This is a genomic window from Streptomyces luomodiensis, from assembly GCF_031679605.1.
In the GTDB taxonomy this organism is placed as follows: domain Bacteria; phylum Actinomycetota; class Actinomycetes; order Streptomycetales; family Streptomycetaceae; genus Streptomyces; species Streptomyces luomodiensis.
In genome coordinates this window covers 7,801,778-7,828,401 of the sequence record NZ_CP117522.1, presented here as the reverse complement: position 1 = coordinate 7,828,401, position 26,624 = coordinate 7,801,778, and the positions used below count along the sequence as shown (strand labels likewise).

The following is a 26,624-nucleotide window of genomic DNA, read 5'->3' as shown; positions in this document are numbered from 1 at the left end:
GATCATCTCTCTCGTACGACGACGAAGTCGGCGAGCGCCACGAACCGCGCCCGGACCTCGGCGGGCATGTCCACCGAGTCGAGCGCCTCCATGGCGGTCGCGTGCTGTCTGCGGGCCTCGGCGGAGGTCCAGTCCCGGCCGCCGGCCTGTTCGATCAGCGCGGCCCGGATGGCGAACTCCTCCTCCGAGAAGTCGGCGAACTCCTCCTCCGGCTTGTGCGCGTCGGCCGCGAGGATCTGGGCGAGCCGCTCGGAGTCGGTGCCCCCGGCGGCGAGCGCGGCGACCACGGGCAGGGACTTCTTGCGCTGCCGCAGATCGCTCCAGGTCCGCTTGCCGGTCGCCTCCGGGTCGCCCCAGATGCCGAGCAGGTCGTCGATGGCCTGGAAGGCGAGGCCCAGGTGGTAGCCGTAGCGCTCCAGGGTGTCGGCGGTGCGGTCGTCGGCGCCGCCGAGCACGGCGCCGATGGAGGCGGCGCAGGCGAGCAGGGCGCCGGTCTTGTTGCCCTCCATCTCCAGGCACTCCTCGACGGTGACCCGCTCGCGGTGCTCGTAGGAGATGTCCTGCGCCTGACCGTCGATCAGTTTCCGGCTCGCGGAGGTGAGCCGGCGGGTGGCCCGCCCGGCCTCCACGGTGCCGAGCTCCAGCAGTATCTCGTTGGCCAGGGCGAACAGGGCGTCACCGACGAGGATGGCCTGGGCCGGGCCGTGCACCTTCCACACGGTGTCGCGGTGCCGGCGCTGTTCGTCCCCGTCCATCAGGTCGTCGTGGAGCAGCGAGAAGTTGTGCACCAGCTCGACCGCGACCGCGCCGGGCACACCGGTCTCGGGGGTGGCGCCCGCCGCCTCGGCCGACAGCAGGGCGAGCGCGGGACGCACGGCCTTGCCGCCGTCGCCGGCCGCCGGCTTTCCCTCGGCGTCGATCCAGCCGAAGTGGTACGCGGCGACGGTATCCATGGGCGGGGCCAGCCGGTCCACGGCGGCGCGCAGCACCGGCGTGGCGAGCGTACGGCCGCGCTCCAGCAGCGCCATGACGCCTGCGGTGTCGACAGCTGGGGTCGCCGGGGTCACGGTCTCTCCTCTTTTGTTCTTGGTGGTGGTGCTCATGCCGCCTCCTTGGGCGTCCCCCCGCCCGGGGCGGGGAGCGGGTTCACATGCGGGCGGCCGAGGTCGGTGAGGGCCGCGCGGGCGGCGGAAAGACCGCTGCGCACGGCGCCCTCCATGGTCGCGGGCCAGCCGGTGGCGGTCCACGCACCGGCCAGGTAGAGGCCGGGCGCGTCGGTGGGGGCGGAGGGCCTCAGGCGCCCGACGCCGGGGACGGGGGCGAAGGTGGCGGCGCGCTCCCGGGTGACGAAGAAGTCACGCACCCGCGCCCCGCGGGCGAGCGGCAGCAGCCGCTCCAGTTCGGGCAGATAGCGGGCGCGCAGCTCGGCGACCGGGCGGTCGACGTCGTCGTACGCGGCGGACTGCGACACCGCCAGGTACTGGCTGTCCCCGGCCCCGGGCGCGCCCCGCAGCCCGGAGGCGTCCGTGCGGTCGAAGACCCACTGGACGGGGGAGCCGATGGCGGCGAAGAACGGGCGGCGCAGCACCGTGCGGTCGTAGATCACATGCAGATTGACGATGGGCGCGGTGCCGATCCGCAGCAGCCGGCCGGGGTCCTTCAGGGCGCCGTCGGGCAGCAGGGCGTGCGCCTCGCGCTGCGGTACGGCGAGCACGAGCACATCCGCGCCGTCCGCCCCGGCCGGCGGCTCCTCCCCCGGCCGTCCGGCGCGCCGCACGCTCCAGCGGCCCTCGGGGGTGCGGCTGACGGCGGCCACCCGGGTGCCCAGCTCGGTCGTCACGCCCGCCGCGTCCAGGGCGCGGTGGGCGCGGGTGTGGTGCAGCTCGCCGAGCGGGGCGCGGGCCCAGCCGATGTCGGCGGCGCCGGGCCGGGAGAGCAGCCCGGTCTTGAAGACCATCGCGGCCAGGCCCAGCGAGGCGTTGTGCGCGGTGGCGTTGAGCGTGGCCACGCCGACCAGGTCCCACAGCGCCTCGACGGCGCGCGGCGACTGGCCGTGGCGGCGCAGCCAGCCGGCGAAGTCCGCCCCGTCCAGGGCCGGGTCCTCGGGGTCCAGCCGCCCCAGGGCGAGCGCGGCGCGGCCCACCAGGGCGCGCTCGGCGAGGGAGAGATGGGGATAGGTGGCCAGGCTCGCGGACAGGTGGAGCGGCACCGGCAGGGCGGTGCGGCGCAGCCGGCCGAGCCGCCGTCCGCTCGGGCCCTCGGCGTCGAGGACGGGGACGTCCAGCCGGTCCTGGAGCGGGACGAGCCGGGTGGCGCCGACCCGGTCCAGGAACCACTGGTAGGCGGTGCAGCAGCGCAGCAGGACATGCTGGCCGTTGTCGACGGTCAACTCGCCCGCCGGGGAGGAGCGGTGGAAGGAGAAGGCGAGGCCGCCCAGCCGGGGGCGCCCCTCGACCAGGGTGACCCGCAGCCCGGCGTCGGCCAGCGCGAGCGCCGCCGTGGTACCGGCGAGCCCGCCGCCGATCACCAGCGCGCTCCGTCCGGCGGGGCGGCGCCCGGCGGGAGCCGCGGGGCCCAGGGGCGAAGGGGTCACACCGGCCTCCCGGGGTCGCGGCGCTCGACGGCGCGGGCGTCCAGCCCGGCCAGTCCGCGCACCGCCACATACGCCTTCTCGTGGCCGGGCAGCGAGACGCGGCCGCGCAGGATCGCCGCGGGGTCCCTGGCGATCCGGGCGAGGAGCCTGCGGTAGATGCCCGCCATGGCGGACACGCACGCCCCGCTGCGCCGGTCCAGCAGCGGCAGCAGCCGGAAGCCCTCGTCGAAGAGCGCCCTGGCCCGCCGCACCTCGAAGTGGACCAGACCGGTGAAATCGGCGTCGGGCGGCGCGGTGGAGGTGCGGAAGGCGGCGGTGCAGCCGAATTTGGCGAGGTCGTCGGCGGGCAGGTAGGTGCGCCCGGTGGCGGCGTCCTCGCGGACGTCCCGGAGGATGTTGGTCAGCTGGAGGGCGAGCCCGAGGGTGTCGGCGTAGTGCGGGGCGCGTTCGAGCTCGTCCTCGCCGCGGCCGGTGCCGGGGGCCGTTCCGAAGACGCCGAGCGACAGCCGTCCGATGGCGCCCGCCACGCAGCGGCAGTAGACCTTGAGGTCGTCCCAGGTCTCGTAGGTCTGCCCGGCCACGTCCATCAGCACGCCGTCGATCAGCTCGTCCAGCGCGTCGAGCGGGATCGGGAAGCGGTGCGCGGCATGGGAGAGGGCGACGGCGACGGGGTCGGTGTCGTCCTCCTCGATCCCGCCGCCGCGCACCCGGTCCAGCAGGGCGCGGGTGTCCGCCAGCCGGGCGCGCTTGGCCGCGGGCTCGAGGGGGCCGTCACCGATGTCGTCGATACGGCGGGAGAAGGCGTACAGGGCCGACATCGCGCGGCGCTTCTCCGTCGGCAGCAGCCTGATGCCGTAGGCGAAGTTACGGGCCTGGTGTCCGGTCACGGCCTCGCAGTAACGGTACGCCGCGAGCACTGGCGCGGACGCGTGCGGAGATCCCTTCACGGTCCGGCTCACCCCTCTCTTCGCAGTGTCGCCCCCACCTCGCGCAGCAGGCTGAGCTTGGTGGGCCTGGGCGGTCCAGGGAGTACGTCATGTCCCGCGGCCGCGACCGCCCGCAAGGCGGCCCGCCCCCCGGCCACGAATCCGGCGAGCAGCACCTTGAGCCTGCCGTGGACGCTACCCACCAGGGGGGTGCCTTCATTCAGCAGGTCTCCGGCGCGTTCCGCCTCCTTCGCGACCAGCGCGCGCAACCGCGCGCCGCCCCTGGGGGCGGCGAGGTCGGCCTCGGTCACACCGAAGCGTTTCATGTCCTCGGCGGGCAGATAGACGCGGTCCCTGCGGAGGTCCTCGGCCACGTCCTGGAGGTGCTCGATGATCTGGAGGGCGGTGCAGATGGCGTCCGAACGGCGGATCCGCTCGGGGCTGGCGGTGCCGGTGATACCGAGGACGAGCCGTCCGACCGGGTTGGCGGACAGCTCGCAGTAGTCGAGGAGCTGCTGGTAGGTGGCGTACCGCCGGACCCGCTGGTCCTGGCGATTGGCCTCGATCAGGCCGAGGAAGGGCTCGGGGGTGAGCCCGTGACGGCGGACGGTGGGGCGCAGGGCCCGCAGCAGCGGATGGCGCGGTTCCGCCGACGGCCGGAAGACCCGGTGCAGATCGGCCTCGAACGCGTCCAGCATCGCGAGCGCGTCGTCCGCCCGCTCGCGGTCCAGTCCGAGCAGTTCGGCGTCGGCGCCGCCGGGGGCCAGGTCGCCGTCGCCGATGTCGTCGACCAGCCGGGCGTAGCCGTAGACGGCCATCAGGTCGGTGCGCCAGGCGCGGGGCAGGAAGAAGGGGGCCACGGGGAAGTTCTCGTGGGCGGCCTTGTCGAGCACGGCACGGGCGGCTTCCTGCCCGCCACTCCGGCCGCTCGACGTGGTATGGGACCCGCTGCGCTCGTCCTCCACGGTCACCGTGGACAGCCAGGCATACGGGCGAGACCCAGGACGCCACGTGGATCCCGGCGACCGGGCCCCGCGGGAGCGCTGGAGATGGGCCGTGTAGCCAATGCCGTCACATCCCCCGTTCTACACCGGTTGCCAGGGTCGGCCGATCCGGACACGCCGCTCCGCCTTGTCAACTGGCTCCGGCCCCGAGCCCCCGAACAGGGGACACCGGTCCGGCTCCGACATGATCCGGATGAGCACTGCCACAGCTTACGCCTCCCGGTCTACAGCCGTACGGGGCGATACCCCGATGTGACCTTCGGGCGGACCCGGCCGGGTGGTCGCGGGCCACCCGGCAGGCGCGGGCCCCGGACCGGTTCCGGGGGCCCGCGGCCGGCCTCGGACGGTCCTTCGGACCTCGTCGGGCCCGGTCAGACCACTTCTTCGTAGAACTCGGAGATGTCCAGCACCCGGCACAGATCGCGCAGTTCGAACTCGAAGAAGTGCTGGCCCTCGGAGAGCGCGAAGGACATATGGCCCAGCGCCTCCATGGAGATCACCCCGTACAGCCGCACCCAGCAGCGGAGCATCACGGCGATGGCACCGGGGGGCATGTCGACGTCCTGGTCCTCGCTGAGCGCGGTGAGCGTGCGCGCGAGCCCGGGGTCGAGTTCCTCGACCGCGGGGGCGGGGAAGCCCCGCACCCGCCACAGATCGGCGACCAGATCGGAGTAGACGGAGCCGAAGACCCAGCTCATATGGCGCTCGGGCTTGGTCTCCTCACGGCCGAGCCCCGGGGCCCACGGGCCGAGGATGAGCCCGAACTCATGGGGGTGCTTGATCGCCCAGACGCGCAGCGCCCGAGCGCCGCTGATCCACCGGCGGCCCGGCTCCTCCTCGGGATGCTGTCCGAGGACCCCCTGCATGAAGCGGGCCATCTCCTCGAAAATGTCCACGCGCAGCTGAAGGATCAGCGCATCCCGGCTACTGAAGTAGCGGTAGACGGCCGGAGCCGTCATGCCCATCTCACGCGCGATGGCCCGGATGGTCACATTTTCCGGGCCCTCCTGAACCAGGAGCGTCCGGGCGACGTCCTTGATTTCACGGATGGTCGCGATGCGCAGCCGCTCGCGCCGTGAGTACGGTGCGACGTGCGCTTCCCCTGGCGACACGCGTCCCCCTCCCTGATGCTGCGCCGTTCGACAACCCGGCGTACACGCACACGATACAGCGCCTCCGTTTAGTGAACAGCGGCGACGACAGCACCTCTGGCTCATCTGCTAGCTCCCCGACCTTGCCACAGATCCGGGGGGATGCTCCGCCGGACGGCTCATCCGGCACCGTCCGGGTCACCGGGGGACGCGCGGAAGCGGCCGCATTTGCGTCGGACATTCATTCGCAGAGAATGCGCGCGAGCGCCCCGCCGAGCATGGGAAAAAAGTTTGCTGTCATCGTCGGCACCACCCTGCGGTAAACGATCGTAGCGGAGGTGAATTTGAGTTCTGGACGGCCTTGGCGCACCCGCGGAAAAGCACCCGCGCGGCCCGTTCCACCAGGAACGGGCGCGACGGCACGGAAATCGCGGGCGCCCACGTTCGGTGAGCGGTCCGGGGCATACGAGCCAGGCCACGTGGCCCGGCGCGCGTCGCCCGTATTCTCCGCCGCGGCCCGACGGGACACCCTTTCCCCCCATAGCCCCCGCGTCCCGCGGGCGACGCCGCGAGCCTCACCGCGTTTCGCCGACGCCTTTACGCTCGCCGCCCGCCAATTCGGTGAGCGCTTTCCCCGATCCGGCTTCCCGGCGGCGCGGGCCGTCCGCCACCGGCCGCGGTGCGCGCATAACCGGCGGCCGACGGCGCCGAGCCGGACCCGAAACTCCGCTTCCACTTCCGCCCCGGGCCCCCTCCGGGGCCGGCTTCCGGCCCCGGGCCGCCCGTACGGCGTTTACGATTCTTTGACCATAAGCACCGGAGGAATACCGGAGCACGGCGGTCACGGACGGGTGACGGCGGGGCCTACGGATGGTGCGGGCAGGCGGCGGGGGCGACGGGGGCGGTCCGCCGGGCCGGCCGGGGCGTGGCGGTGCTCCGCTCGCGCGGGGTCACCGTCACCAGCACGTCCTCAAGCGGCCGCAGCGAGATCACCGGTGAGCCGTACCGCAGCTCGGTCCCCGGGATCCGGCTGATCCGGAAGCGCTGGTTCACCATGGCCACGATGATGCGCAGCTCCAGCAGCGCCATGAAGTTGCCGACGCACTGCCGGGGTCCCGATCCGAACGGCAGATACGCCAGCCGCGGCCGCTCCTTGATGGCCTGCGGGGTGAACCGGTACGGGTCGAAGGCCAGCGGGTTGTCCCAGTGGCGCGGGTTGTGGTGGGAGACCAGCGGGGACAGCAGCACCGAGGAGCCCGGTTCGATGCCGTAGCCGCCGAGGGTGTCCGCCTGGACCGCCGCCCTGGGGAAGATCCAGATGGGCGGATGCATGCGCAGGCTCTCGTCGACGACCATCTTGGTGTACGTGAGCGATTCGGCGCTCCGCGCGTCCGGCGGCCCGCCGCCGAGCACCGTGGCGATCTCGGCGTCCAGCTCCTCCTGGACGCTTGGGTGGGCGGCGACCGACAGCAGCGTCCAGCACAGGGCGACGGCGGTGGTCTCATGGCCGGCCAGATAGACGGTGAGCAGTTCGTCCTTGATCTGCTGATCGGTCCAGGGCTCCCCGGTGGCCGGGTCGGTGGCCTGCTCCATCAGCGCGATCAGCGGCCCCTCCCCGGTCTCGGCGTAGGCGCGGCGCACATCGGCCACGATGCGGTCGAAGACCCGGTGAATGCGCAGGATCTTGCGCTGACGGTCCGTCGGCACCCAGGAGGGCAGCATCTCGGTGGCGGTGCCGCGCCGGAACATCACCTCCACCACATCGTCCACGATCGTCTTCAGCAGGGCCGAGTCCGGCTTGATGTCGTAGGCGAACAGCGAGCGGCTGAGGGTGACCAGGGTCAGCCGCAGCATGTCGGTCATCAGATCGACCGGCTCCCCGGCGGCGGCCTTGCGCTCCCAGGTCTCCAGCATCTCCTCGGTGGCCCGGACGATGTTGGGGATGATGTCGGTGATGGCGTTCTTGAGGAACACCGGCTGCACCGTCCGCCGGTGGCCGCGCCAGAACTCGCCGTCGGTGGTGAGCAGGCCCTTGCCCATGACCACGCCGAACTGCTCGTAGAGCGGGCCGCGGACGTAGTTGCCGTTGTTCTCCACCAGCACCCGGCGCACCGCCTCGGGGTCGGTCACCTGGTGCACCAGGAAGGGGCCGAGCCGCATCCGGACGATCTCGCCGTAGTCGCGCTGCAGACCGAGGAGGAATTCGGCGGTGTTCCGCTTCCAGGGGCCCAGACTGCCCAGCAGCGGGGCGCCCTTGGGGCCGGGTGCGAGGCGCGGCGCGGAGGTCGCTGTGGTCATCGGTGGTCTCCTTGCTTTCGCGGCCGCGGCCCGCGGGGCACCGGAAACAGGCGGCGCACGAAGAGATGGTCGAAAAGGGCGTCGGGGGCCAGGCGCCGCAGGGCGATCGTGCTGTGGGCGAGGAATCCCACGGGATAGCGGGCGCGCGGCCGGGCGCCGCGGGCGCCCTTGGCCACCACCTTCGCCACCCTGCGGGCCACGTCGTCGGCCTGGATCGCGAAGGTGCCCGCCAGGGTCCGGCGGCTGCCGGTGTAGATCGCCTCGAAGTACTCGGCGCTCTCCTGGCGGAACCTCTCGTACGTCTCGCTCACCGGACGCAGATTGCTGACGTAGGTGGCGCCGAACCGGGTGGTGCGCACCGGCCCCGGCTCGACGAGCACGACGCGCACCCCGAAGTCGGCCACCTCGTTCCGCAGGGAGTCGCTCAGCGCCTCCACCGCGTGCTTGGTGGCGTTGTAGAAGCCCGAGCCGGGGACGGCGTAACGGCCGAAGATGGAGGAGATGTTGACGATGGTGCCGCCGCCCCGGGCGCGCATCGCGGGCAGCACCAGCTGGCTGAGCCGGACCAGTCCGTGGACATTGGTCTCGAACTGCTCGCGCACCTCGGCCATGGAGGCTTCCTCGATACAGCCCGACATGGCGTAGCCGGCGCTGTTGACCAGCGCACCGACCGCGCCGTGCGCCGCCTCGACCTCGGCGACCGCGGTGGCCATGGACGGCTCGTCGGTGACGTCGAGCGGCATGGTGCGGATGCCGAGCGCGGCCAGCTCCGTCAGCGTCTCGGGCCGCCGTGCGGTGGCGTACACCACGTGCCCGGCCCGGTGCAGCCGCAGCGCGCAGGCGCGGCCGATACCGGAGGAGCAGCCGGTGATGAGGACCGGGGTGCCGGCCCCGGAGCCCGGGGCCGGCTCGCGGCCGGTCACGCCGGGGGCGCGTCGAACGCCCCGAGCTGGGTGGCCAGGTCGTAGGTGTCCATGGAGAACCAGCTCTCCACGATCAGGCCCTCGTCGTTGAACTCGTCGATGACGATGCCGGGGATCTCCAGCTTGCGGCCCTGCGCCGGGATGAGGCCCGCGTAGGCGTCGCCGGTGTGGGTGCCGCGTGCGGTGAACCGGCTGACGACCTTGTTCCCGTCCAGGATCCAGTCGTCCACGGTGACGTGGAGGTCGGGGAAGGAGGCGCGCTGGAGCCGCACCCACTCCTTCAGGTGCTCCACGCCCTCCTTGCCGTTGGCGGCGGTGCCGTGGCTGATGTGGTCCTTGGTGGCGCCCTCGTAGATGACGTCCAGGTTGCCCTTGTTGAGGCACTCCTCGTAGTAGCGCTCCAGGACGGCCTTGTTCTGTTCGGGAGTGGACATGGATCGCCTTCCTATTCCGTCGTGTTTCCCAGCGGGCCGGGGAACCCCGAGACGGTCGCCACGGGGTCCCCGGAATGTGCGTCGGTGATCCGCCACACGCCGAGCGAGGGATCGCCCTCGACACGGGTGGGTCCGCGCTCGGCGGAGTGCACCGCGATACGGCCGATGACCAGCGGGTCGGCGGTGGCCGAGAGCCCGTCGCCCTGGGTGGTGCCGTGCCGCACCACGTTCTCCAGCGCGCCGACCGGGAGAGCCGTCCCGGGTACCAGGGGCGTGGCCCACAGGTCGGCCGGCGGGCAGCGCGGGACCTCGGCCACCGGACGGTCCCCGGGGGTCCACCCGGACACCGGCACCACGGCGCCGCGCCAGAGCAGGAACGGCGGCCCGGAGCGCAGGGTGGTGGTCTGCCGGACGGCGGGGCGCGGCGGGGCGGGCGGCCGCGGCCCGCCGGTCTGGTGGACGATGCGCAGGCTCGCCTCCGCACCGTCCCCGGCGCCTTCGTGGCGGTAGCGGACCTCCACGATCCAGTCGTGCCCGTCGTGGAACCCGCGGGCCTCGCGGACCAGCCGGATCGCGGGGCCGTCGAGGCGCAGCAGCGACAGCGGCACCACGATCTCCTCCAGCCGGTCGGCCCGCAGCTCGGGGAAGTCCTCCGGGACGAGCCATTCGGCGGCCCGCAGGGCGTTCTCCAGCAGGAGGGACGGCGGCAGGGCGGGGGCGCCGTCGATGCGGAAGTCGCCGAGCGCGGGGGTGCGTTCGGGGTCGAGGACGACCCGGGCCGCCAGGTGGGCGTGCGGCTGGTAGGCGGTCACCTCGCCGAGGTGGAAGATCTTCGGGTAGGCGGTGGCGAAACCGGGCAGCGCGGGCACCACCGGATAGCCGACGGCCTGGCCCGGGTCGATGGCCCGGCCCAGCGGCCCGACGAAGGTGACCTCGCCCTCGGAAGCGCCCAGCAGTTCGGCCCGCCAGCGCTCCAGACCGTCCGCCACGTCGATCGCGGCCATGTAGCGCAGGGCCGCGGCGAAGTTGGCGATCAGCCCGATGCGGTCCCAGGTGGGCCAGGCGAGGGTCATCACGGGGAACGCGGCCCGGCGGGCGGCCCACTGGCCCAGCCGGGCCAGTCCGTCGTTGGCCGCCGCGTATTCGAGCTGGCCGACCATGCCGCCGAGCCGTCCGGTGAGGGAGCCGACGCTGCAGAAGAACTTCAGGTCGCGGTCGCGCACCGCCTCGAAGACGTTGAGGAAGCCCTCGATCTTGACCTCTACGGTGCGCAGGATCTCCTCGTCGGTCTTCTTCGGCAGCCGGGCGGCGGTGTCCACCCCGGCGTTGTGCACCACCCCGGCGAGCCTGCCGCCCGCCGGCCCGGTCACCCGCCGGATGAGCTCGCGCACCTGGGCCCGGTCGGTGACGTCGCAGCGCGCGTACTCCACCCGCAGCCCCTCCCGCCGGGCGCCGGTCATATGGCGGGCGAGCTCCCACAGCCGGCGGGTACGGGCCAGCCGGCCGCGGATCAGCGCGGGCGACTCGCCCTTGGCCCGGCCCGCCCAGACGTCCTTCTCGTAGCGCTTCCACCCGGCCTCGTCCGCGCCGAACCAGGGCTCGTCCCCGCTCGGGAACGGCTCCCGGCCGGTCACCACGACCCGTGCGCCGTGCCGGGCGGCCAGCGACCGGGCCAGCTCCCAGCCGATGCCCCGGCCGCCGCCGGAGATCAGCACGGTGTCCTCGGGGCCGAGGGTGAGGGCGGGCGCGGCCACCGGCCGGGCCTCGGGGGTGAGGGTGAACCGGCGGCCGTCGCGGTAGCCGACCTCGATCTCGCCGGTGCGGCCGAGTTCGGCGGCGACGATGCCGGGCAGTTCGGCGGAGGCGGCCAGGTCGATGTCGACGACGCGGGCGCCCACGTTGGGGAACTCCCGGTGCAGGGTCTTGGCGAGCCCCGCCCAGATGCCGCCCAGCGGCTGCTCCAGACCGTCCCGCGGGTGCTGGCCCATCCCGCCGCCGAGGTAGCTGACGGCGAGGTAGAACAGCCGGTCCGCGGCGGTCTCCGCGGCCCAGTCGTCGTAAGCGCCGCGCAGCGCGGTCACGGTCTCGGTCAGCGCCCGCCGCCAGACCCCGGCGGAGGCTGCCGGGTCCGGACCGTACGGCCGGCCCACGGTGAGGTCGACGATGGCGTCCACGGGGCCGGGACCGTCCGGCCCCCGGCGCACCAGCGCGCCGTGTTCCTTCAGTGCGCGCTCCACCCCGGCGGCGACGTCCTGTTCGCCGCCGATCAGCAGCACCCGCATGCCGGCCAGCCGGGGGTGCGGCCCGGCCGGGCGCGGCAGCTCGGTGAGCCGCCACACCATCCGGGTCACCGGCTGGACCGGCCCGTCCTGAGCGGCCGCCGTCATACCAGGCCCTCCCCGGGTGCCGGCTGCGGGGCCGGGACGGCCTCGCCGGTCTCGGTGTCGATGTAGCCGATGAGGGTGGCCCGCATGTCCTTCATCTGGAGCAGCATCCGGCCGTCGGGCCGTACCGCGACGAAGCGGTTGCTGATGGCGTCGGCGGTCAGATCGAAGCCCGGCGGGGTGACGAAGAGGTCGACGGCCGCCTGGGAGACGGCCAGATCGTGGTCGCTGATCTCCTCGTACAGATCGATCCGGCGGATCGACAGCGGTGCGGCCACCGGCACCAGATGGCCGTCGACCAGGTCCAGCACCCCCACCCGGGCCAGCCCGTCGAGCAGGATGGCCGGCACGGTGAAACGGGACCACACCGGATCGCCGGCCGGGATGGCGGGCGCGTAGCGGGCCCGCTTGCCCCGGGGGTGGATGCGGGTGTCGGTGGTGGAGACGAAGGGGCCGGTCAGCCGCACCGGGGAGCCGGGCTGGTGGTACGGGTCGGGGACGGGCGTCTCCTCCCCCGGCGGCCACTCCTCCCAGCGCGGCGCGGTGGGCGCCTCGGTGTCCAGCAGCACCCGGGCCCGGAAGTGGACCCGGTCCTTGACCAGGACCACCCCGCTGGGCGCGACCACGTCCTCGCTGATCCGCACCTGGACGGCGGTCACCTCACCGGGGCCGTCGACCAGCTCCGCCCGGATGCGTTTCGGGCCCGCCGGGTGGTCCCGGTAGACCCGCAGGAAGTGCTCGAAGCGCAGGTCCTCGAAGGCGATCACCCGCTTGCCGGGGACCAGGGCGCGGGCCGCCTCGGCGGCCAGTTCGGTGACGAAGGTGCCGGGCAGGGTGGCCTCGCCGCGCACCGTGTGGTGTTCCAGATAGCCGTCCGTCTCCAGGTCGAAGGCGCACTCGTGGACCTGGGACCGCTCATCGGACGCCACCAGCCGGCGCAGGAAGAACCCGGGCCGCCGCGGCTCGCCGCTGGTGGAGAGGTAGCCGGGGTAGAAGCGCTCGACCGTGGCGCGCTCGGCGTCGCCGAGGTGGACGACGGAGGGGCGCCGCACGGGGACGTGCAGCTCCTGGACGAAGTGGTGGACGCCCTCGGCGACGGCCATGTTGCTGTACGAGCCGGCGCGCTCGTAGTACGCCTTGGTCAGCTCGTTGGCCCCCATGCCGACGCCCTCCCACAGCGTCCAGCCGATGGTGACCTCGTCCGCCTGCGGATCGGTGGCGCGGGCGTGGGTGGCGGCGGCGGCCAGGAAGTCGTTGGCCGCGGCGTAGTCGGCCTCCCCCAGCTGCCCGAAGTAGCCCAGCAGCGAGCCGAAGTTGCACCACAGCCGGGGCGGGGCGGTGCGCAGGGCACGCTTGAGGTGGAGATAGGAGTCCAGCTTCAGATCGCGGATGGCGGTGAACTCGGCGAAGCCCTTGTCCTTGATCAGCCCCGAGCGCTGTAGCCCGGCGGCGTTGACCAGCAGGTCGATCCGCCCCCGCTCGGCCAGGACCCGGCCGATCGCCCGGTCCACCCCGGCGCCGTCGCGCATGTCGCAGGTGAGGTAGGTGACCCGGCCGGCCCCGCTGTGGGCGGCCATCTCGTCCAGGTTCCGGCGCGCCCAGCGGGCGTTGACCATGCGGTCGAAGGCGCGGTTGATGTCGGCGACGGTACGGCCGTCACGCCGGGCGATCTCCGTCTTGATGTAGCCGGAGCGGCGGGCGGCGAACTCCTCGTCGGTCCCCTGATAGGTCTCCGGCGGGTAGTCGTCCAGGGAGTTGCTGCCCAGAACGTAGATCCGGGGCCGGAAGTGCTCGGCGACCGCCTTGACCACCTCGGCGGTGATGCCCCGGGCGCCGCCGGCGACCACCACGACGGAGTCCGGGCCGAGCACGGCCGGCGCCCCCTCGCGCAGGTCGTTCGGCTCGTCGGAGAGCAGATACGCCTTCCGTACGCCCTCGATGTCGAACACCACGGGGAAGACCCGCTCGGCCGCGCTCTCCTCCTCGGCGCGGGCGATGGCCCCGGCGAGGCCGGTGGCGGAGGTGCACAGCGCGAAGGCCAGGCACGCGTCGCGCTCCAGGGCCGCGGTCTTCCACAGCCCGGTGAACAGCCCGGTGTACGGGTGCGGGGTGCCGCCGGGAGCGGCGCCCAGCAGCAGCGCCACGGCCGAGGAGCCGGGGTCGCCGAGGTCGTCGTACGCCTGCTGGAGCGTGAGGTAGGCGGCGTCGTGCAGGGCGGTGAGGGCGGGCGCGGGGCCGTCCGTGGCCGCCGCGCCGAGGTCGCCGACCACCCTGAGGTGGGTGATCCGGGGGCCCGCGCCGGCCAGGGCCCGGCGGACCGACTCCTCGGTGACCTCGGACAGGTGGTGCCAGCCGGAGCGCGGGGCGGCAAGCGGCGCCGTGGACAGGACGGTGAGGTCCGCGCCCGGCGGCACGACCTCGGCGAGCGGCCCGGGGGCGTCGGTGAGCACCACCGCGCCGGCCGGGAGGAAGGGGACGCGCTCGCGCACGGTGCGCGCGGGCAGTTCGGTCAGCACGGGCACCTGGCGGCGGACCCGTACCGGGGTGCCGTCCGCGAGCCGCCCGTCGGTGGCGAACGCGGCGGGCAGCGTGGCGGGGCGCGCGGCGGACAGCGTGGCCGGGGCCGCCTCGGCGGGCAGCGTGGCCGGGACCGCCTCGGCTGGCAGCGTGGCCGGGGCCGCCTCGGCGCCGCCGGAACCGGGGTCGTCGCCGGGTTCCACCTCGTCGCCGGGGATGGTCAGCCGGAGCCGGGCCCCGGCGGCGCCCTCGCTCTCGTCGGTGGCGATCTCCACGGTCCCCGAGGGCCGGTGCAGCGCCTTGAGGACGGCCAGACCGCCGGCCGCCCCCAGATAGCGGGCGTGCTCGGGCGCGGGCGCACCGCACAGCAGGACCTCGTCCGGGGCGGACTCGCCGCGCCCCGCCTCGACGGCGCCGAGCGGTTCGTCCACGTAGGCGAGCACCGTGAGCCCCGCGGCGCGGGCCCGCTCCTCGGTGGTGAGGGCGAACAGGAAGGCGCCCTCGGCGAGTTCCTCGGCCTCCGGCGGCAGCAGCGCGCCGATCAGCGTCCGGTACTCCGGGAGGCTGTTGCCGTTGATGCCGCCCGCGAGCGCGAAGTCCAGCTCCCCGGTGCGCAGATAGCGGGCCGCGGAGGTGATCGAGGAGACGGCGGAGGCGAATCCGGAGTCCATCGTCATGTTCGGGCCGTTGAGGTCGAAGTAGTTCGCCACCCGAGCCGAGATGATGTTGGGCATCTGGCCGGGGAAGGAGTCCTCGTTGGAGGCCGGGATCAGGCCGCGTACGCGGTCGCCGAGCCGTTCCAGCACACCGGGCAGGGCCTCGGAGCGCAGCTCGCCGAGCGCCTCGGCGATGTCGTCGAGGTAGCAGCGGTTGGCGTAGAGCATCGCGGCGCGGGTCGGGCCCATGTGGCCGACGAACACCCCGGTCTTGAGCGCCCGCTCCTGCCAGAACTCGGGCATCCGGTCGCGCAGCTGATGGGCGCACTCCACGATCATCAGCTGGCAGCGGTCCAGGGCGCGGATGGTCTTGGGAGGCAGCCGGACCTTGCTGAACGGCGGCGCCGGGTACTCCTCGCCGAAGCTGTCACGGGGGCGCGGGCCGCCGCCCAGCCAGCGGGTGACCTCCTCGCGGCCGTCCAGTCCTGGCAGATGGGCCGACCAGCCGACGATGGCCACCCGACTGCCGGTGTCCGGGACCTTGGTGACGGTGGCGGGGGCGGTGGTTTTGGCGTTGGCGTTCGGCGAGGCGGCGGGCCTGCGGTACTCGGAGTACTCGGAGACGATCAGGTGGGCGTTGGTACCGCCGAAGCCGAAGCCGGACACCGCGGCCAGCCGCGGCCCGTCCGGCCGGCCCGGCCAGTCCTTGCGCTCGGGGGTGATCTCCAGTCCGGTCTCGGCGAGCCGGAAGTCCTCGCGGGGCCTGGAGAAGCGGAACTGCCCGGGGATGGTGTGCTCGGCCAGGCCCAGCAGGTTCTCGATGAGCGAGACCACGCCCGCCGCCCAGCCGGTGTGCCCGATCAGGGACTTGTTGGAGGTCACGGCGGCCGGTCCGGCGGTGCCGTAGTACTCCCGCAGCGTGGTGAACTCCGCGAGGTCACCGGCCGGGGTGCCGGTGGCGTGGGCGTTGACCCACTGCACCGCGCCGCCCTCCACCTCGCCCGCCTCCAGGGCGCGCCGCACCGCCAGGCTCTGACCGGCGGCGTTGGGCGCGTAGATGGCCTTGCCCTTGCCGTCGGAGGACGAGCCGAACGCCCGGAGCACCCCGAGCACCTTGTCGCCGTCGGCCCGCGCCCGGCTCAGCCGCTTGAGGACGACCAGCGCGGCGCCGTCGGCGAAGATCACCCCATCGGCGTCCTCGTCCAGCGCGTGCACCTCACCGCGCTTGGAGAGCCCCTGGAGCTTGGAGAAGAGCACGGTGCCGCGCGGTGCGAGGGCGAAGGCGCCGCCGCAGACGGCGATGTCCTGCTTGCCCATGAGCAGGCCCTTGGCCGCGATGTCGATCGCGTACAGCGACGAGGAGCAGGCGGTGTCCACCATGTGCAGCTCGGTGGACGGCGGCAGCAGACCGCGCATCGCCAACTCGCCCACCCGGTGCGGCAGGAACCGCGAACGGTCGTGTCCGGCGCGCCAGTAGCGGCGGGCGAGGGCGGCTTCGATGTCGCCGCCGAGGGCGGCGCGCTCTGCATCGTCCAGCGGCAGGTCTCGGAGGATGTCGCGGGTCATCCGGGTGACGCTGTCCAGCACCCCGGCCTCTTCGAGGTGCTGGCTGCCGTCGGGGGTGTAGCCGACGACGAAGGAGCAGCGGTCGGTGTCCCGGCGGCGCACCCCGCCGAGGGCCTGGACCAGGCTGTGGCGCAGCCACATGGTGGTCAACTCGTGGTCGTCGGCGCCGTCGGCCATGCTGTCGACCGAGCCGGGGACGGCCTCGAAGTCCGTGATGAAGACGCAGCGGTCGGCGTACGCCTTGTCCTCGGCGGCGGTGTCGACGGCGTGGAAGTTCTCGTGCCGCCAGCGGTCCCGGGGGATCTTGACGAACAGCTCGTCACCGGTCGTACGGAGCTTCCAGAACTCCTCGGGACTGTTCGCCCCGGCAACGGCCAGGCCCATGCCGACGACGGCGATCGCGTCATCGGGGACATCGGGGCCGCCGGGGACGCCGGGGAGCCCGGCGGGATCGGGCGCCTCCAGGACCTCGGCGACGCCGGCGGCCGGGCCCGTGGCCCCCACGGGCTCGGACGGCACGACGGGCGCGGGCGCGGACTCCGGTACGGCCTCCGCCACGACGGCCGCGGACTCCGGTGCAGGGGCCCCCTCCGGCGCGACCGCCTGCGGCGCGGCAGCCGCGGGGGCTTCCCCCGACGCGGCGGTCTTCTCCGATGCGGCAGCCACCCCCGGCGCGGGGGCCACCCCCGGCACCCGGGCATCCTCCGATACGGCAGCCACCCCCGACGCGGGGGCCACCCCCGGCACCCGGGCATCCTCCGATACGGCAGCCACCCCCGACGCGGGGGCCTCCCCCGACGCGGCGGCCACCCCCGCTGCGGCGTTCTCCTGCTCTGTGGGGGCCACCCCCGACGCGACAGCCGCCCCCGATACGGGGACTTCCCCCGCTACGGCGGCCACCCCCAACGCGGGCACCTCCCCCGACGCGGCGGCCACCCCCGCTACGGCGTTCTCCTGCTCTGCGGGAGCCACCCCCGACACGGCAGCCGCCTCCGGCACCCGGGCATCCTCCGATACGGCAGCCACCCCCGACGCGGGGGCCACCCCCGGCACCCGGGCATCCTCCGATACGGCAGCCACCCCCGACGCGGGGGCCTCCCCCGACGCGGCGGCCACCCCCGCTGCGGCGTTCTCCTGCTCTGTGGGGGCCACCCCCGACGCGACAGCCGCCCCCGATACGGGGACCTCCCCCGGCGCGGCGGCCACCCCCGCTGCAAAAACTCCCCCCGCTGCGGCGGTCTCCTCCAATGCGGCAGCCATCCCCGGCGCGGGGGCCACCCCCGACACCCGGGCATCCCCCGCCGCGGGGGCGGCGGTCGGTGGGGACAGGAGGGCCGCGCCCAGGGTCAGTCCGCCGTCGGCGAGCACCACCTGTCCGGTGATCCACCGCGAGGCGTCGGAGGCCAGGAAGGCCACGACGTCCGCGAACTCCTCCGGAGTGCCCAGCCGTCCGAAGGGGGTCGCCTTGGCGATCACCTCCTGCATCTCCCGGGCCCGGGGGAACTTGTCCGCGACCTCGCTTTCGAGCATCGCGGCCGACGCCGTGTTCACCCGGATGCCGAGCGGGGCGAACTCCACGGCGAGATAGCGGGTCGCCGCCTCGGCGGCCGCCTTGGCGGGGGCGCAGGCCGAGTAGTTGGCCATCACCATCTGCGAGCCGCCGAGCGCCGAGACGGTGACGATCGACCCGCCGCCGGTGCGCGCCATCAGCGGGGCCGCGGCGCGGGCGCAGCGCAGTCCGCCCTTGTAGTTGGTGTCGATGGCCTTGGCGATGTCCTCGTCGGTCACCTCGGCCAGGGGCAGCAGAGCCCCGTTGGCGGCGCTGTTGACGAGGATGTCCAGCCGCCCGTGGCGCTCCTCGATCTCGGCGAACATCCGGTCGACCTGCTCCTGCCGGGCCACCGAGGCCCGTGCGAGCTCGACCCGGGCGCCGCGTGCCACCAGTTCGTCCCTGGTGCGCTTGGCCTGGTCGTGCGAGTGGAAGTAGTTGAGGACGACAGCGGCGCCGCGGTCCGCGAGGGTCCGCGCGATCGCCTTGCCCACGCCCTTGGAACCTCCGGTGACCAGGGCCACCTTCCCCGTGAGGTCTTTCATGGAACGACTGACTCCTTCTGCGACTTCTGCGACGAGGGGGTGGGCGGTTCAGCCCGCGGCGGAGGCCGCCGCGTGGGCCCCCTGGTCGTTCAGCTGCTGGAGCACAAAGTCGGTGATCTTGCCCATGGTGTTGTAGGTCGCCAGCCGGAAGCCGGACTCGCGCGGCGGCAGCCCGTAACGGCTGGAGACCCTGGACAGGAGCTCGACCTGCTTGACGGAGTCGACGCCCAGCTCGGCCTCCAGCTGCACCTCGTCCTCGAAGACGTCCTCGGGGTATTCGAGCGCTTCGGCGTAGAGGGTGCGCAGCTCCGCGAAGAGCCGCTCACGGTCGTACGCCTCCGGCCGCGGCCCGGACCCGGGCGAGGCCGGAGCCGGGGCGGCCGGAGCCGGGGCCGGGGCGGTCTCGGCGGCGGGCTCGGGCTCGGCGCGCCGGGACTCGGTGGACTTGCGGAAGGCGTCCAGTTCGGTGCGGACCAGCTCCAGCACCATCTGACCGCGCTCGCTCCAGTACGCCGCGAACACCTCGGCGGGCACCGAGGGGGCCAGCAGTTCGGCGAGCCCGCCGCGCTCGGGCGCGGCGAGACCGGCCTCGCGCAGCTCTTCGAGGGTTCCGTCGAGCGCGAGCCGTCCGCCGGTCAGGGCCAGCGTGGGCAGCGACCGCACCGGGGAGCCCGTGGTCACCTTGGCGACCAGTTTGGAGAGCGCGGCGCGCCCGCCCGCCTCCACGAACACCCCGACGCCGGTCTCCCGCAGGTGCCGCACGGCCGCGGCGAACCGCACCGGCTGGGTGAAGTGCTCGGCCAGCAGGTCGGCGAGCACGTCCCCGGGCTCGTAGTAGCGCTGGAGGATCGGCGAGTAGACGGGGCGGTTCAGCGGATGCTGGTCCAGCTTCCGTACGTACGCGGCGAACTCGGGGGCGGCGGGGGCCAGCGCCGGGGTGTGGAAGGGGAAGGGGGTGTCGATCTCGATGGCGCCCACGCCCAGCTGTCCGGCGATCGCCACGACCCGGTCCAGGATTCCGGCGGGGCCGCTGACGACGGTCTGCTCGTCGTGGTTCTCGGTGGCGACGGCCAGCAGCGGCTCGTCCACCAGCTCCAGCAGCTTGCGGGTGCGCTCGGCGCTCGCGGACAGGGCCACCATGCGGCCGTCGACACCGCCCTGCCGCTCGATCACGGCGACGCGCTGGGCGACGATCCGGACGCCGTCTTCGACCGAGAAGGCCCCGGCCGCCACCAGGGCGGTGATCTCGCCGAGGCTGTGGCCGGCCAGGACGTCGGGGGTGACGCCCCGGGCGGCGAGGATCTCGTAGGCGGCCAGGCCCGCGCCGTAGATGGCGACCTGGGAGGCCCACGGGTCGCTGTCGAGCAGATCGCGCAGATCGGCCTTGCGCTCGCCGAAGAGCACATCGGAGAGGCGGCGGGCGTACAGCTCCTCGGTCACGGCGTCGAGCCGCTCGAAGACCCGGCCGATCTGGGGGTGGAGCTCCTTGGCGCGGCGGAGCGCCTCGCCGTCGAAGCCGCCCTGACCGGGGAAGAGAAAGGCCGTCATGGCGTCGACGGGCAGGTGGGTGGACATGCCGAACCTCCTGGTGGAAGGGGTGACGATGGATGAGGTGCGCCACCCGCACGGGTGACGCGGCGCTGTGGACGGCCGATGGCCGTTGTGAGGTCGCGGCCGTGCCGCGTGGGCGGGCCGCGGAAGTGCCCCCGGCGCGTGGGCGCGCCGGAAGGGCGGGGCTAGGCCGCTCGGGCGACCGGGGAGCCGAGCAGGAAGGCGCCCATGCTCCCGAGGTTGGCGGCGATCAGCCGGTCGGCGAGCCGGGTCGCCGGGGGCAGATGCCTGGGGGCGCCGCGCACCAGCCAGCGCACCATCCGGATCTTCCAGCCCGGCTCGGGGCCTGCGGGGATGTGGTCGAAGAGGGCATGGATGTTGGCCGGGGAGTAGAACTCGGCCGGCGGGACGATCGTGGCGAACATCCCGACCATCCCACTGCCGTGCTGCGGGCTGCGGGCCATCGCCCGGATGAACTCCAGCTCCTCGCGGTTGTAGTCGGCGATCGCGGCATGGTCGCGGGTGTACCGGAAGTGGCCGCTCACCAGGGCGTCGCGGCGCCGGGCGTAGTCGGTGAGCGCGGCGGTGAGGTCGCGGTCGCCGGACAGGGCGGGCTCCACGGCCTCCGCCAGCAGTTCGGCGCCGCGCAGGGCGTCGGTGATACCGGCCGCGGTGATGGGGTCGCGGGTGTAGCCCGCGTCGCCGACCAGGGCCCAGCCGGGGCCGTGACAGTGGCGCAGGAAGTTGGGGACCGCGCCGGTCATCCATGTGTCGGCGCGCCGGGTCTCCCGCAGCCGCGCCGCGAACTCGGGGTCGACGTCCTCGAAGGCGGCGATGACCGTGGCGTCGCGCTCCTCGTCGGGCGCCGCCTTGAAGTCCTTGACCGGCAGGGCCACGCCGACGATGGTGAGCCCGTCGTGGGTGGGCCAGGTGAAGGCGTGCCGATGGCGGTGGCGGTAGGTGCGCACCTTGCCGTCGTGCGGCAGACCGGCCCAGTACGACCAGTGGCTCTTGTTGAGCACCGGATGGGATTCGTACTTCTCCGCGCCCACCAGCCGGGCGACGGTGGAGTTCGAGCCGTCGGCGCCGACCACCAGCCGGGCGTGCGCCACGAGGGGGGTGCGGTCCTCGGTCTCGGCCCGGACGCCGATGACGGTGCCCTGCTCATCCGTCAGCAGTTCGCGCAGCGCGACCTGTTCCCGCAGTTCCGCCCCGGCCTTGACGGCGGCCTGGAGCAGGATCTCATCGAGCTTGCGGCGCTCCGGGGAGTACGCCTCGGCCACACCCTCGACGGCGGGCAGCTTGGCCATGAGGTGAACGGGGCCGCTCTGCAGACCGTAGGAGTGAATGGGCGGGCAGCCGGTGGCGGCCACCTCGTCCAGCAGTCCCCAGCGCTTCAGCCGGAGAATTCCCGGGGGGTGGACCAGATTGGTCGCGGCCCCCTTTCCGCCGGGGAATTTCGCCCGGTCGAGCAGGAGGACGCGGTACCCCGCTCGCGCCAGGAGCATCGCCGTCGATGCCCCGCTGATGCGCGCTCCCACCACAATGACGTCGTACATAGCGACCCCCATACCCAACGGTCACCCGGGTTCCGGGGGCCGGTTGGATCATCTTTTCGCTCTGTCTTCGTTCTGGCTTCGCTCTGGTTTGGCTCTGTCTTCGGCCTGTCTTCGATCTGCTGTCTTCGGCCTGTCGAATCTAGTTGCGCGACCGGCTCGGAAGGTTTCCCGGGTGTGCGTCCTCGACCGTCTCGCCGGCGCCCGAGGAAATCACCGTCGATTCACCCGGCGCGGTGCGCCCGCGCGGTGCCGTGAGAATGGCCAGACAGCCGAGGGCGGCGATTCCGGCGCCGATCCAGGAGGCGGGCCGCAGCCCGTCCACGAATTCCTGGGGCGATCCGTATCCGCCCAGCGTGGTGAATACGGAGGTCAGCACCGCGACGCCGAGTGCGCCACCGAGCTCCCGGAAGGTGTTGTTGGCGCCCGAGGCGATTCCCTGGTCGCGGGGTGCGACGATGTTCATCGCCATTTCCGCGACGGGCGAGAAGAACAGCCCCAGGCCGATTCCGCCGAGCACCAGACCGGGCACCTGGTCGGCGTACGCGGTGTCCACGCTCACCACGGAGGCCAGCCAGGCCAGCCCCGCGGCCTCGAACAGCAGCCCCGCGGCGACCACCAGGCGGTTGCCGAGCCGGGCGGTCAGCAGCGCCGCCAGCGGGGCGACCACGACCGGCATCGCCGTCCACGGCAGCATCTTCACGCCCGCTTCCAGCGGCGAGAAGCCCTGGATGTTCTGCATGAACTGGGTGAGCAGGAAGACCAGTCCGAACATGGCCGCGAACATCAGCAGACTGGCGGCGTTGACCGCGCTGAACGCGCGATTGCGGAACAGCCGCATCGGCAGCATGGGTTCGGCGCTGCGCAGCTCCCAGAGGACGAAGAGCGCGAGGACCACCGCCCCGCCGGCCAGGAACCCGAGCACCCGGCCGCTGGACCAGCCGTGTTCGGTGGTGGACACCAGCGCGTAGACCACCCCGAACACCCCGAGGCTGACCAGGACGGTGCCGGCCGGGTCGAGCGAGGTGTCCGGGCGGGTGGACTCGGCCAGCTTCCACAGGCCGAGCACCAGCACCACCACACCGATCGGCACATTGACCCAGAAGATCCATTCCCAGGAGATCTTCTCCACCACGGCCCCGCCGATCAGCGGGCCGAGCGCGACCGCGAGCCCGCTGAGGGCGCCCCAGACGCCGAGCGCCAGACCGCGTCGGCGCTCGGGGACGGCGACGGTCAGCAGGGTCAGCGTCAGCGGCATCACCACGGCGGCCCCGAGGCCCTGTACGGTCCGGGCGGCGATCAGGGCGTCCGCGCTGCCGGACAGCGCCGCGGCGGCGGAGGCCCCGGTGAAGACGACCAGGCCGGCCAGAAAGACCCGGCGGCGCCCGAACCGGTCCCCGGCGGCCGCGCCGGCCATCAGGAAGACCGAGAAGGTGAGGGTGTAGCCGTTCACCGTCCACTCCAGGTCCTGGAGGCTGGTGCCCAGGTCCTGCTGGATGGCGGGCAGCGCGGTGATGACGACGAGGTTGTCCAAGGCGGCCATGAAGACGGTGAGTCCGGACACCACCAGCGTCCACACGGGGTTCATTCCGCTCGGGCCGGAACGGTCAGTCATGAATACCTTTCCTATGACGGCGCGATTGCTGTGCGACGGATTGGTGCAATGCGATATCCGGCCGACGGATAATGAGGCAGACAGGGCAACGCTAACCGGCCACGTTCCGCTCGGAAACTGTACTTTGGTACAGGTGCCGGTAGCTGAGGGCGACCAGACCGGCTTGCAGCCGGGATTCCACCTGCAGTTTCGCGAGTATTGAGGCCACGTGCGCCTTCACCGTGCGCTCGGTCACCTGGAGCCGCAGTGCGATACGGCGGTTGGACCAGCCCGCGCCGAGCAGCGCGAACGTCTGGGCCTCCCGGGCCGATAACAGCGACACCCGCTCCAGCTCCCGTGACCAGCTGGGCACGGGAGTATCGGACACGACGGCAAGACCGCCCCTGTCGGACACGATGATTTCCCCCTTGTATGCGGCGCACCAAGCCGCCGCCCGTGCAAGAATCAGACTGGATTGCCACCTTGATTATTGCGGCCGCACGCCCGTACGAGTCAAGGATTTCCGGTCCTTTCTCGCCTCGCGAGAAAGGGCAGGTGAAGCACTCCGAATGCGCTTCGCGTTAACCCCTGTTACCGTAAATTTACTTGGGCGTCGGATCATTCCCGTTCGAGGGGACGGGACCGCCGCGCCCCAGATCGGCCAGCCCGGCCGCCGTCTGCTCGACCGCGTCGATGACGGTCACCGGACACCGCGGCATGACCCTTTTGGGCTTCATCACCAGCACCGAGCCCATGACCAGTCCGTCCCAGGTGACCGGCGCCGCGCACTCGTTCCACCCCGCCGCGCACTCCTCGTGCCCCAGGGCGTAGCCCCGCGCCCTGATCCGGTGCAGCGAGGCGACCAGCCGGACGTCGTCCCGGTAGGCGCCGGGCCCGGCCTCGGCGGGCACCGGCCGCTCCAGCACCTCGGACTGGATGGCCTCCGGCAGATACGCCAGGATCGCCCGCCCCGCCGCGCCCACCCGCAGCGAGTGCTCGACGGTCTGCACCGCACGCGGCGTCATCCCCAGCTCCGTCAGATCGGAGTCGCCGACGGCCATGTCGACGCACTGCCGGTGTGCGCCGCCGAACGGCGCCAGCAGATAGAGGAAGGTCAGCGCGCCGCCGGTGGCCCGGCGCAGCCCCTCCAGAAGGGCGTGGGCGGCCTCCGGCGCGGGCGAGTGGGCCAGCGCCTTGAGGCCGAGCTGCGGGGCGCCCGAGCCCAGCCGGTACAGCCCCCTGCCCTCGCGGACGAAGATGCCCTCGTGCACCCCGGACTGGAGTATCCGGTAGACGCTCGAATCGTCCAGACCGGCCGCTCTGGCCAACGCACCGGGCCCATGGGCCCGTCCGCCGAGCCGGGTGAAGGCCCGCTGCACCCGGAACACCCTCTCGGCATGGCTGCTTCCCCCCACGGCACCGCTACTGGACACCCCGTCAGCCCCCTGTGCAGACTCCCCCGTCGCCCTGCTCAACGCACCAGGCGGGCACGGGCATTCCCCGACCGGGGCAGGGGTCCGCTTGTGGACAACAAGGCCCCGCCGGGTTGCCCGGCGGGGCCTGATGGTCTATAGGGCCGGCGTTCGCGGTGCGGCTACTTGCCGGTCTCCTTCTCGTACGCCTTGATGACCTCGTCGGTCGGGCCGTCCATCAACAGCTCGCCCTTCTCCAGCCACAGCACCCGGTCGCAGGTGTCCCGGATGGACTTGTTGTTGTGGCTGACGAGGAAGACCGTTCCGGCGTCCTTCCGCAGCTCCCGGATGCGGGCCTCGGAGCGCTTCTGGAACTTCCGGTCACCGGTGGCCAGCGCCTCGTCGATCATCAGCACGTCGTGATCCTTGGCCGCGGCGATGGAGAAGCGCAGCCGGGCCGCCATACCGGAGGAGTAGGTCCGCATCGGCAGGGTGATGAAGTCACCCTTCTCGTTGATGCCCGAGAAGTCCACGATGTCCTGGTAGCGCTCACGGATCTGCTCCCGCGACATCCCCATGGCCAGACCGCCCAGGATGACGTTCCGCTCACCGGTGAGGTCGTTCATCAGCGCCGCGTTCACACCGAGCAGCGACGGCTGGCCGTCGGTGTAGACACTGCCGCGCTCGGTGGGCAGCAGCCCCGCGACGGCCTTGAGGAGGGTCGACTTGCCGGAGCCGTTGGACCCGATCAGACCGATCGACTCACCCTTGTACGCCACGAAGGTGACCCCGCGCACAGCGTGCACCTCGCGCATGCCCGGGGCGCCCTTGCGGCCCAGGATGCGGCTGAGGGCGGCGGTGGCACTGCCCCGGCCCTTGGGGCCGCCGTTGACGCGGTAGACGATGTGGACGTCGTCGGCGATGACGGTGGGCACCCGCGCCTCGGCGCGAGCCCCCTGGACCCCCTCGCCCGCCTTGGCGGCCCGGCCCTCCTCGGCGGTCTTGTCCGCCTTGGCGGCTTTATCTGCCTTGTCAAGGGTTTGCTCAGCCACGGCCGTACTGCTCCTCTGCCTTCCAGAAGTACACGAAACCCCCGAAGCCGATCAGCACCGCCCACCCCAGTGCCAGCGCCCAGACGTGCGGCGGCAGGTTCGACGAGGGGTAGTCGTTGATCAGGGCGTAGCGCATCAGGTCCATGTAGACCGCCGCCGGGTTGGCCAGCAGGAGATCGGACACCCAAGGGTGCGCTCCCGCCTTGTTGAGCATGTGCTCCAGCGGGTACATCACGCCGGAGGCGTACATCCAGGTGCGCAGGAGGAACGGCAGCAGCTGCGCCAGGTCCGGGGTCTTGGCCCCCATCCGGGCCAGGATGAGCGCCAGACCGGTGTTGAAGACGAACTGCAGCGCCAGGGCCGGGACGACCAGCAGCCATGCGAAGTCCGGGAAGTGCCCGAAGCCCAGCAGGACGACGACCAGCACGATCATCGAGAAGAGCAGTTGCTGGAGCTGCTGGAGCGCGAACGAGATGGGGAGCGAGGCACGCGGGAAGTGCAGGGCCCGCACCAGGCCCAGGTTCCCCGAGATGGCACGCACCCCGGCCATCGCGGAGGCCTGCGAGAAGGTGAAGACGAACACGCCCGTCACCAGGAACGGGATGTACATGTCGTTCTTCATACCGCCCCGGCCGCCCAGCAGCAGGCCGAAGATGAAGAAGTACACCGCGGCGTTGAGCAGCGGGGTCACCACCTGCCACAGCTGGCCGAGCTTGGCCTGGCTGTACTGGGCGGTGAGCTTGGCCTGCGAAAAGGCCAGGATGAAGTGGCGCCTGCCCCACATCTGGCGGATGTACTCGCCGAGGCCCACCCGGGCGCCGCTCACCGACAGCCCGTACTTCTTCGCCAGCTCGGCCGGGGACAGGCCGTCGTCGGCTGATGGCGGGGCACTCACGGCTACCGCACCGTCGTGCGTAGTCTCGCTCACAGTTGACACTTTCGTCTTCAGGGTGCGCTGAGCGGGGCCGCGCCC

The 26,624-nt window shown here is 72.8% G+C and carries 17 protein-coding genes; all 17 read right to left on the bottom strand.

The genetic code is table 11. From position 1 onward, the window contains the following. Positions 1 to 2: 2 nt before the first annotated feature. The gene (locus PS467_RS33040) at positions 3 to 1,103 is read right to left on the bottom strand and encodes a polyprenyl synthetase family protein (RefSeq protein ID WP_268975347.1); all 1,101 of its coding nucleotides are present in this window, start codon (positions 1,101 to 1,103) and stop codon (positions 3 to 5) included. Beyond that, on the bottom strand, positions 1,100 to 2,593 hold the full coding sequence (gene hpnE, locus PS467_RS33035; protein ID WP_311038290.1) for a hydroxysqualene dehydroxylase HpnE: 1,494 nt from the start codon (positions 2,591 to 2,593) through the stop codon (positions 1,100 to 1,102). Before hpnE ends, PS467_RS33040 begins: the two co-directional genes overlap by 4 nt. Then, positions 2,590 to 3,552 carry a presqualene diphosphate synthase HpnD gene (hpnD, locus tag PS467_RS33030; RefSeq protein ID WP_432280670.1) on the bottom strand — a complete coding sequence of 321 codons (963 nt, stop codon included), beginning with the start codon at positions 3,550 to 3,552 and terminating at the stop codon, positions 2,590 to 2,592. Before hpnD ends, hpnE begins: the two co-directional genes overlap by 4 nt. Next, positions 3,549 to 4,412 carry a squalene synthase HpnC gene (gene hpnC, locus PS467_RS33025; protein ID WP_268977200.1) on the bottom strand — a complete coding sequence of 288 codons (864 nt, stop codon included), beginning with the start codon at positions 4,410 to 4,412 and terminating at the stop codon, positions 3,549 to 3,551. Before hpnC ends, hpnD begins: the two co-directional genes overlap by 4 nt. 482 nt (positions 4,413 to 4,894) lie before the next feature. Beyond that, positions 4,895 to 5,635, bottom strand: coding sequence for a TetR/AcrR family transcriptional regulator (locus PS467_RS33020; protein ID WP_268975343.1), 741 nt, complete (start codon positions 5,633 to 5,635; stop codon positions 4,895 to 4,897). An 843-nt stretch (positions 5,636 to 6,478) separates the two neighbouring features. Then, positions 6,479 to 7,912 carry a cytochrome P450 gene (locus PS467_RS33015; protein WP_311038289.1) on the bottom strand — a complete coding sequence of 478 codons (1,434 nt, stop codon included), beginning with the start codon at positions 7,910 to 7,912 and terminating at the stop codon, positions 6,479 to 6,481. Then, a complete protein-coding gene (locus tag PS467_RS33010; RefSeq protein WP_311038288.1) occupies positions 7,909 to 8,835 on the bottom strand; it encodes an SDR family NAD(P)-dependent oxidoreductase in 927 nt (308 codons plus the stop codon). Before PS467_RS33010 ends, PS467_RS33015 begins: the two co-directional genes overlap by 4 nt. After that, positions 8,832 to 9,269, bottom strand: a complete 438-nt coding sequence (locus PS467_RS33005) for an ester cyclase (protein WP_311038287.1) — start codon at positions 9,267 to 9,269, stop codon at positions 8,832 to 8,834. The genes PS467_RS33010 and PS467_RS33005 overlap by 4 nt, the downstream gene beginning before the upstream one ends. An 11-nt stretch (positions 9,270 to 9,280) precedes the next feature. Further along, positions 9,281 to 11,656 (bottom strand): SDR family NAD(P)-dependent oxidoreductase, encoded by a 2,376-nt coding sequence (locus PS467_RS33000; RefSeq protein ID WP_311038286.1) that lies wholly within the window; start codon positions 11,654 to 11,656, stop codon positions 9,281 to 9,283. Next, positions 11,653 to 18,486, bottom strand: coding sequence for an SDR family oxidoreductase (locus PS467_RS32995; protein WP_311038285.1), 6,834 nt, complete (start codon positions 18,484 to 18,486; stop codon positions 11,653 to 11,655). The genes PS467_RS33000 and PS467_RS32995 overlap by 4 nt, the downstream gene beginning before the upstream one ends. A gap of 48 nt (positions 18,487 to 18,534) precedes the next feature. Then, the gene (locus PS467_RS32990) at positions 18,535 to 20,061 is read right to left on the bottom strand and encodes an acyltransferase domain-containing protein (protein ID WP_311038284.1); all 1,527 of its coding nucleotides are present in this window, start codon (positions 20,059 to 20,061) and stop codon (positions 18,535 to 18,537) included. A 161-nt stretch (positions 20,062 to 20,222) separates the two neighbouring features. After that, entirely contained in the window at positions 20,223 to 21,596 is a 1,374-nt protein-coding gene (locus PS467_RS32985) for an NAD(P)/FAD-dependent oxidoreductase (RefSeq protein ID WP_311038283.1), read from the bottom strand. A gap of 139 nt (positions 21,597 to 21,735) precedes the next feature. Continuing rightward, positions 21,736 to 23,208, bottom strand: coding sequence for an MFS transporter (locus PS467_RS32980; protein WP_311038282.1), 1,473 nt, complete (start codon positions 23,206 to 23,208; stop codon positions 21,736 to 21,738). Positions 23,209 to 23,299: 91 nt separating this feature from the next. Beyond that, complete coding sequence (locus tag PS467_RS32975; RefSeq protein ID WP_311038281.1) at positions 23,300 to 23,575, bottom strand: response regulator transcription factor; 276 nt, start codon at positions 23,573 to 23,575, stop codon at positions 23,300 to 23,302. A gap of 214 nt (positions 23,576 to 23,789) precedes the next feature. Further along, the gene (locus PS467_RS32970; RefSeq protein WP_349256475.1) at positions 23,790 to 24,566 is read right to left on the bottom strand and encodes an IclR family transcriptional regulator; all 777 of its coding nucleotides are present in this window, start codon (positions 24,564 to 24,566) and stop codon (positions 23,790 to 23,792) included. Between the two features lie 215 nt (positions 24,567 to 24,781). Further along, positions 24,782 to 25,651 carry an ABC transporter ATP-binding protein gene (locus PS467_RS32965; protein ID WP_311038279.1) on the bottom strand — a complete coding sequence of 290 codons (870 nt, stop codon included), beginning with the start codon at positions 25,649 to 25,651 and terminating at the stop codon, positions 24,782 to 24,784. Next, complete coding sequence (locus tag PS467_RS32960) at positions 25,644 to 26,579, bottom strand: ABC transporter permease (RefSeq protein WP_311038278.1); 936 nt, start codon at positions 26,577 to 26,579, stop codon at positions 25,644 to 25,646. The genes PS467_RS32965 and PS467_RS32960 overlap by 8 nt, the downstream gene beginning before the upstream one ends. Positions 26,580 to 26,624: the final 45 nt, after the last annotated feature.